The organism is Novosphingobium sp. AAP93 (genome assembly GCF_001296055.1).
Classification (GTDB): domain Bacteria; phylum Pseudomonadota; class Alphaproteobacteria; order Sphingomonadales; family Sphingomonadaceae; genus Novosphingobium.
Genome location: NZ_LJHZ01000144.1, coordinates 1 through 7,317, shown reverse-complemented (window position 1 = coordinate 7,317; position 7,317 = coordinate 1). Strand labels below are relative to the sequence as shown.

Annotated in this window: 6 protein-coding genes and 3 pseudogenes; 4 read left to right on the top strand and 5 right to left on the bottom strand. The window is 64.1% G+C overall.

The features are described 5' to 3' along the window. Window positions 1-249: 249 nt before the first annotated feature. Both IP83_RS19280 and IP83_RS19760 read left to right on the top strand, forming a co-directional pair. Window positions 250-753, top strand: a complete 504-nt coding sequence (locus tag IP83_RS19280; RefSeq protein ID WP_054123862.1) for a serine O-acetyltransferase — start codon at window positions 250-252, stop codon at window positions 751-753. A gap of 212 nt (window positions 754-965) precedes the next feature. Beyond that, window positions 966-1,457, top strand: a pseudogene (locus tag IP83_RS19760) (IS481 family transposase); the annotation flags it as partial. Between the two features lie 36 nt (window positions 1,458-1,493). Here the strand turns inward: IP83_RS19760 and IP83_RS19270 are convergent. The 3 genes from IP83_RS19270 to IP83_RS19260 form a co-directional block, all read right to left on the bottom strand. After that, on the bottom strand, window positions 1,494-3,137 hold the full coding sequence (locus tag IP83_RS19270) for an IS66 family transposase (protein ID WP_054123860.1): 1,644 nt from the start codon (window positions 3,135-3,137) through the stop codon (window positions 1,494-1,496). 72 nt (window positions 3,138-3,209) lie between these two features. Beyond that, window positions 3,210-3,551 carry an IS66 family insertion sequence element accessory protein TnpB gene (tnpB, locus tag IP83_RS19265; RefSeq protein ID WP_036524680.1) on the bottom strand — a complete coding sequence of 114 codons (342 nt, stop codon included), beginning with the start codon at window positions 3,549-3,551 and terminating at the stop codon, window positions 3,210-3,212. Next, window positions 3,548-3,919 (bottom strand): transposase, encoded by a 372-nt coding sequence (locus tag IP83_RS19260; protein ID WP_231625140.1) that lies wholly within the window; start codon window positions 3,917-3,919, stop codon window positions 3,548-3,550. The genes tnpB and IP83_RS19260 overlap by 4 nt, the downstream gene beginning before the upstream one ends. Window positions 3,920-4,002: 83 nt before the next feature. Between IP83_RS19260 and IP83_RS19255 the strand changes: the two are divergent. Together IP83_RS19255 and IP83_RS19250 are read left to right on the top strand one after the other, a co-directional pair. Next, window positions 4,003-4,197: pseudogene (locus IP83_RS19255) on the top strand (IS481 family transposase); the annotation flags it as partial. Between the two features lie 99 nt (window positions 4,198-4,296). Beyond that, window positions 4,297-5,097 (top strand): annotated as a pseudogene (locus tag IP83_RS19250) (IS110 family transposase); the annotation flags it as partial. A 44-nt stretch (window positions 5,098-5,141) separates the two neighbouring features. On the opposite strand, the gene istB reads toward IP83_RS19250, so the two are convergent. Together istB and istA are read right to left on the bottom strand one after the other, a co-directional pair. Continuing rightward, the gene (gene istB, locus IP83_RS19245) at window positions 5,142-5,942 is read right to left on the bottom strand and encodes an IS21-like element helper ATPase IstB (protein WP_054123858.1); all 801 of its coding nucleotides are present in this window, start codon (window positions 5,940-5,942) and stop codon (window positions 5,142-5,144) included. Next, window positions 5,942-7,228: an IS21 family transposase gene (istA, locus tag IP83_RS19240; protein ID WP_054123857.1), complete on the bottom strand. Its 1,287-nt coding sequence runs from the start codon at window positions 7,226-7,228 to the stop codon at window positions 5,942-5,944. Before istA ends, istB begins: the two co-directional genes overlap by 1 nt. Window positions 7,229-7,317: the final 89 nt, after the last annotated feature.

Here is a 7,317-nt window from a genome sequence, read left to right as displayed (position 1 = left end):
GACAGGCCAAAATTCAGCACTTTCCAGCGCTCGACGCCCACCCGTACACAGGTCTCCTAAACGCGGGCGGTCCGAGGTCGGGTAGCAGTACACAAACCGGCGGACTCTCGTTATGACCGCAGGACCAGCGGGGGACAGGTCGGTTAGATCCGCACCATCGAACGCCGGGACCAAACAGATGTGAGGGCGGGGGCACGACTGATCCCGCCGGGGCATGATTCCGCACGATCATGCTCACAGGGGAGTAACATGGTTTCACGAATTGTCGAGGATTACCGCGCCCAGCAGGAAGGGATCCTGTCGCAGGGCTTCTGGGCGCTGCTGGTCTATCGTTTCTCGCACCGGCGCCTCGCGTGCCGGATCCCGGTCATCCGGCAGCTCTGGTATGTGCTCAACCGCATCCTGGGCAAATGGATCGAGATCATCACCGGCATCATGATACCCGAAAGCGCTACCATCGGCCGCCGCCTCCGGATCGAGCATTTCGGTTCGATCATTATCCATGGCGCCTCGGTGATCGGCGATGATTGCGTGATACGCCAAGGCGTCACGCTCGGTATCAAGGACACCACCGACCTCGCGGCAGCACCGCATATTGGCAACCATGTCGATATCGGCGCGGGAGCCAAGATCATTGGCAAGGTCGCCATCGGCGATCATGCCGTGATCGGAGCCAATGCGGTGGTCATACGGGATGTGCCACCCATGAGCATCGCGGTCGGCGTGCCCGCCATCGTCAAGAGCCGCCGATAGCTGCCATCACCGCGTCACCGCCGCCTGCAACTTCCGCATCACCGGGGCCAGCGCCTGCCGGTAAATGAAGGCATTAGATGTTTGGTCCCGGGATTTGATGTTGCATTATTCGGCTAGGAATGGAAGGAAGCACTGTGGGGTAGGTTTTGCACGGGAGCGCCCGCACGACAGCGGCAGTCCGTCGAGCAATACAAGATAGTCAGGAGAGCCTGATGGCCCTGGCCAAGCGTCACGGTATCAACCCGAAGACTGTGGCGAAGTGGCGTCAACGCCGATCCTTAGGCGACCACAAGACCGGACCGAAGGATCCGAGATGGATCGTGCTGTCGATTGAGCAAGAAGCGATTATCGTCGCCTTTCGCCGACACACGCTGTTGCCGCTGGATGATTGCCTTTATGCTCTGCAGGCGACAATCCCGCAACTGACGCGATCATCGCTGCACCGATGCCTCCAGCGCCACGACATCTCGCGGTTGCCGGAAGTCGAAGGAGACAAGCCCAAGCGGAGCAAGTTCCGCTCCTATCCCATCGGCTACTTCCACATCGATATTGCCGAGGTCCGGAGCGAGCAGGGCAAGCTGCATATGTTCGTGGCGATCGACCGGACCAGCAAGTTCGCCTTCGTCGAACTGCACGAGACAGCCAAGACTGCGACCGCCCGCGACTTCCTCCACCGCCTGATCGCCGCAGTTCCATACAAGATCCGTATCCATCCGGTGAGGGCCGCGGCGCAGGTCGGATCAGTTGGTGATCGAGCGCCGTGCTTGCTGCCAGTTCCAAGGCAGCAGTTCGTCGAGTTTGCGTGCCGGATGCTCGGCGATGCGAGCGAGGACATCGGCGAGCCAGGCCTGCGGATCGACATCGTTGAGCTTTGCGGTCTGGATCAGTGTGTAGAGGACGGCTGCACGTTGACCGCCACGATCGGATCCGCAGAACAGCCAGGCCTTCCGGCCAAGAGGCACGCAGCGCAGAGAGCGTTCGGCGGCATTGTTTGTCAGGCAGACCCGACCGTCGTCGAGGAAGCGGGTGAAGGCATCCCAACGGCGGAGCATGTAGTTGATAGCCTTGGCGAGATCGTGGTTGCGTGAGAGCCTCGCGAGCTGGGCGGTGAGCCAGGCGTGCAGCTCGGTCATGAGCGGCGCACTCAGTTCCTGGCGCACAGCGAGCCGCTCGGCCGGGTCCTTGCCGTTGATGCTGCGCTCGAGAACGAACAGGGCATCGATCCGCTGCACGGCCTCGAGCGCGATCGAGTAGATCATGCCGGCATGCTCCCCGCGGCTCTTCTTGCGAGCAGCGCTGGCGACATCGGCCAGTTCGAAGAACTTGCGCCGGGCGTGGGCAAAGCAGCCGGCCTCGAGCACGGGCGAAGGCATGCGACCTGAAGCGTACAACTCGCCGTAGCCGCCATAAGCATCGGCCTGCAGTATCCCTGACCACGACACGAGATGCGCGCTTGGATGGTCGCCTCGCCGATCGCGCGAGTAGTGGAACAGGGCAGCGGGCGGATCCGCGCCGGCGAAGGGCCGATCATCGCGCACGTAGACCCACAATCGGGCCGTATCGGTCTTGACCTTGGCCATGACAGGCACGGTGGTATCGTCGCCATGCAAACGCTCGGCGGCGAGAACGTGCGCCTCGATGAGCCGATACAGCGGCATCAGCGCAAAGGCAGCGGCACCGACCTGATCGGCAAGCGTCGAGGTGCTGAGCGGCACGCCTTCACGTGCGAAGCGCTCAGCCTGGCGGTTGAGCGGCTGGTGCTGGCCGTACTTCTCGAACAGCAGCATGGCGAGGAAGCTGGGACCAGCCCAGCCACGCGGCACGACGTGGAAGCGCGCTGGCGGCTGTGTGATCCTCTCGCAGTCCCGGCAGTAGAACTTCTCGCGGACGGTCTGGATGACCTTCCAGGCGCGCGGGATCACCTCGAGCGTCTCGGTGACGTCCTCGCCCAGCTTCGACAGCCGGCTGCCACCACAGGCAGGGCAAGAGCACGGCGCCGGCACGACGACCCGCTCGCGCGGCAGGTGTTCGGGAAACGGCTTCCTAGCCGGCCGCCTGCGCTCGAAGGCGGTGACCGTAGCGGTCTTCTCGGCCGCGACCTCAGCAGCCAGATCGTCCTGGGTGGCGTCGGCCTCGAGATCCTCGAGCTGCAACTCCATCTGGTCGAGAAGCCGGCGGGTGCGCTCGGCACTGGCACCGTACTGCTCGCGCTTGAGCTTGGCGATCTGCAGCTTGAGGTGCGCGATCACGGCCTCGGTGGCGCTCCCTCGGGCATGGGCATTGGCGAGCCTGGCCTCGGCCTCATCGGCCCGCTGGATCGCGCTCGCCAGCAGCGCCTTGAGCGCTTCAATATCGTCAGGAAGGGGCGACACGACGGCTTCCATAGCCGCGATGGAATCACAGAAACCCGCCCAAATGAAGCGCAAAATGCGCGGGTAGTGAGGAAAACGACCGCCTTATCCAGCGCTCTGCGGACGCCAGGAATACTGCGGGTTCCGCCAGTCGATCCCGTCGAGCAGGCAGGCGAGTTGCGAGGCTGTCAGCGACACCATCCCGTCCTTCGCCGATGGCCAGACGAACCGACCCTTCTCGAGCCGCTTGGCGTAGAGCGACATGCCGATCCCATCGTGCCAGATCAGCTTCACCAGCGACCCTGCCCGCCCGCGGAACACGAACAGATCGCCGCCATGCGGATCGCGCTTGAGGCCCTGCTGAACCAGCAAGGCCAGTCCCTGCATCCCCTTGCGCATATCGGTGTGCCCCATGGCGATCCATACCCGGGCTCCCGAAGGGATCATCGCAGCGCCTTCAAAGCAGAGGCCACCAGCGCCGGGGAGGCCGAGGCAAAGATGCTGATCCGCTTGCCGCGCGCCAGTTCGATGACGATCGCGGGTTGCTGGCCGGAAGGAGCGATGTCCACATCCTCGATCATCACCGCCGCCGCGAAGCCAGGAACCGCCAAATCATCCGGTTCTGGCTCGGAGTGAGCATCGCGCAATTTACGCCGCCAAGTGTAGACCAGCGCGGTCGACACATCGCGCCGCCGCGCGACCTCCGCAACGCAGGCACCAGGTGCGAAGGCCTCGTTCAGGATCTCCAGCCGTTCATCCTCACTCCAACGGCGACGCCGCTCCGGCCCGGAAAACACCGTGATCTGCCCTATCAACCGCTCCTAAGCGCACTCTTAAGAGCGCACTTAAGACTGGCCGCTCACCTCATCGACAAGGCGGGGCCCGCCGGACGGTTACCAAGATCCATACCGTGCTCACCGACAATGGCAGCCACTTCACCACACCCGGTGCCGGCGGCTCGGCGGTGCCGCTGATTCGAGAGGCGATCGCCAATGGCGAGCTCTTCCGGGCGCATGCATTCGAACTCGCCTGCGCCCGCAATGATATCGATCATCGCACGACCAAGCCGAAGCACCCGTGGACCAATGGTAAGACCGTATGTCCGCTGAGCGACTGAGGGCGACCCTACGCTTACACTGTGGTGACGAGGGCGGCGCAAGTGCCGAGCCTTCGCCATCGCGGAGAAGGTGTCATGGTCGAGCAGAGAGAGGCATTTGTAGGCATTGATGTAGCAAAGCTGCGCAACGCTGTAGCCGTCGCCGACGGCGGGCGCATGGGCGAAGTGAGGTATCTGGGCGAGTTCGATGCCGACGAGGCAAGCATGCGTCGCTTGGTGAAGCGGCTTGCCGCGAAGCACGAAAGTATCACCTTTTGCTATGAGGCAGGGCCGACGGGATACGGACTTCATCGTCTGATCAAGTCGATGGGTCTGGAATGCACGGTCGTTGCACCCTCGCTCATTCCACGGCGCCCAGGCGATCAGGTGAAGACCAACCGCCGGGATGCGATCGGATTGGCTCGACTGTTGCGCGCGGGCGAGCTTACCGCGGTATGGGTGCCGGACGAAAGCCATGAAGCAATGCGCGATCTGGTTCGCGGCCGCTCAGCAGCTGTCGAGACGCAACGCGTCCATCGCCAGCACATCACGTCGTTCATGCTCAAGCATGGCAGGATTTTCCCGCGGAAGAAGGCTTGGTCGATGCGGTATCTGCGGTGGCTGCAGGAGCAGAGGTTCGACCATCCGGCGCACCAGATCGCCCTACAGGAGATGGTCGATGCGCTGCGGCTGGCCAGCGAGTGGATCAAACGTATCGAAGCGGCGATCGAGGAGTTCCTGCCAGGCTGGTCCCTCGAGCCCCTCGTGCGCAGCCTGCAGGCCCTGCGTGGTGTGGATCTGATCGTCGCCGTCACCTTCGCCGCGGAGGTCGGCGACGTGACGCGCTTCGAGAATCCGAGGCAGCTCATGAGCTATCTGGGCCTTGTGTCAACCGAACCGAGGATTTGACCCCCTGGGCGAAGTGAAGAACTGACCCCCGTTCATTGCGCGGTGGTTTCGGTGGGCTCAAGCGTAGGTCCGGCCTTCTGCAGAAGGCCGGACCTACGCTTTTCGCGAAGTCGGTAGCTGTCACCGCGGATGGTCACCACGGTGGAGTGGTGAAGCAACCGGTCCAGGATCGCGGTGGCGACCACCGGATCGCCGAACACGCCGCCCCATTCCCCGACCGAGCGGTTGGATGTGATCAGGATCGATCCCTTTTCGTAGCGGCGTGAGACCAGCTGGAAGAACAGGTGCGCGGCATTGGCCTCGAACGGCAGATAGCCCAGTTCATCGATGATCAGCAGCTTGGGCCGGGCAAGCAGGGTCAGCTGCTTGTCGAGCGTCCCGTCGTCATGGGCCTTCGCCAGCATCGCCACCAGCGTCGCCGCGGTGACGAACTGGACCGAGTAGTTCTGCCGGATCGCTTCGCGCCCCAGAGCTACCGCAAGATGCGTCTTGCCGGTTCCGGGAGGTCCCAGGAACAGCGTCGTATCGCCATGCGCGATCCACCGGCACGTCGCCAGTTCCCGGATTTGGCCCGGATCGAGCGAAGGCTGCGCGTCGAACTCGAAGCCGGCAAGTTCGCGCACGTATGGGAACTGCGCGATCTTGCTTGCCATCGATATCCGGCGCTCGTCGCGCCGCGCGATCTCCCGGCCAACGAAGAACGCCAACGCTTCACGCAGTGTCATCTTCGAGCGTGCCGCTTCGTCGAGCAGCGTATCGAGCTGGTCCCGGATCGCCGATAGCTTGAGCCGGTCCAGCATGGCCACCAGCGCCTCATGATCGATCGCCGTCATCACCAGCCTCCTCCGACCAGCGCCTCGTATTCGGCAAGCGGCCGCAGCAAGGCCGGTGGCGGTGTGGGCGGCGGCGCCGTCACGCGGAACATTCCGGTGCCCACCAGGCCTGCCAGATGCGTCCGATCGATGATCCGCTGTCGGCGCCCGTCGCACACGGCATGGTCGGCCACGACCTCGCCGGCGTGGCGCACGATGACGCGGCCGGCGAGAACCACGACCTGCACGGTCTCACCGACCAGGCGCCAGGGCACCGAGTAGCTGTTGGTATCGAGGTCGATGGCGCAGTCGGGGCGCACCTTGCGGATCAGGTCGCGTAGTTGCCCGAACGGAGCCCGGCCGCCGAGCGGGCGAAGAGCGGCAGCTTCGCCGGCAAAGCGAACCAGCGGCAGCTCGCCCGTCGTGCCGTGGACGCGCACGTCGGCGATCTCGCGGTTCCACTGCTCGAGATGCGCGACGAAGGCACCCCAACTCACAAAGCGGCGACCCGCGACTGCATTGCGCTTCACATATCCGACGCCACGCTCGTCCTTGCCCTTGGTGCGGGCACGGTATGGCGCACAGGCTCTTGGGCTGAAGCCCCAATACCGCGCAAAGGCGTGGAGCCGGGCATTGAACCGCACCTCGCGCGTGGCCGCATCGTGATGCTCGACCAGCGCCCTGGCGTTGTCGAACAGGACTTCCGCCGGCACGCCGCCGAACCGCAGGAACGCGCCCTCCATTCCCTCGAACCAGTCCACCTGGCGCTCCCGGATCGAGGGCTGGACATGCATCCGCCGCGAGTAGCCCAGCGTCGCCACGAACAGATGCACGCGCAGACGCTCGTCGCCGATCCACACCCGGACCTCGCCGAAGTCGATCTGCAACTGATGCCCGGGCCGCGTCTCGAAGCGCACCGTCGCCCGCTTCTGTGCCCGCAGCTCGCGTCGCCAGCGCTGAACCCGCAGTTCCACCGAGCGTAGGCCGATCACGATCCCGTGCTCGCTCGCCAGTTCCTGACGCACGACATCGGCATTGCCGCCATGCCGGAAGAAGCGCTCGCGCAGCCACTCGTCGAGACCGTCGAACGCCGTCTTGCGCTCGGTCTTCGTAAACGGAACGACACCGCCAGCGCGAAGATAACGCCGAACCGTGTTGCGCGCGCAGCCAAACTCCTTTGACAGCCGCTTCGCGCCCCAGCCAAGCTCATGCAGCCGCACCATCGCGGCCACCTCATCAGGCGGCAGCATATCCTCTCCCCGCACAGCCAATGTCCGTGCGGAAACCTCTGTGATCCCATTCGTCATCTGTCTTTCCCTTCATCAGCCGAAGGGGGCAGTTGGACACTTCGAAGAACCGCTTGATTTTGGGGTGTTGCGCAGGCCAATTGCTGCCG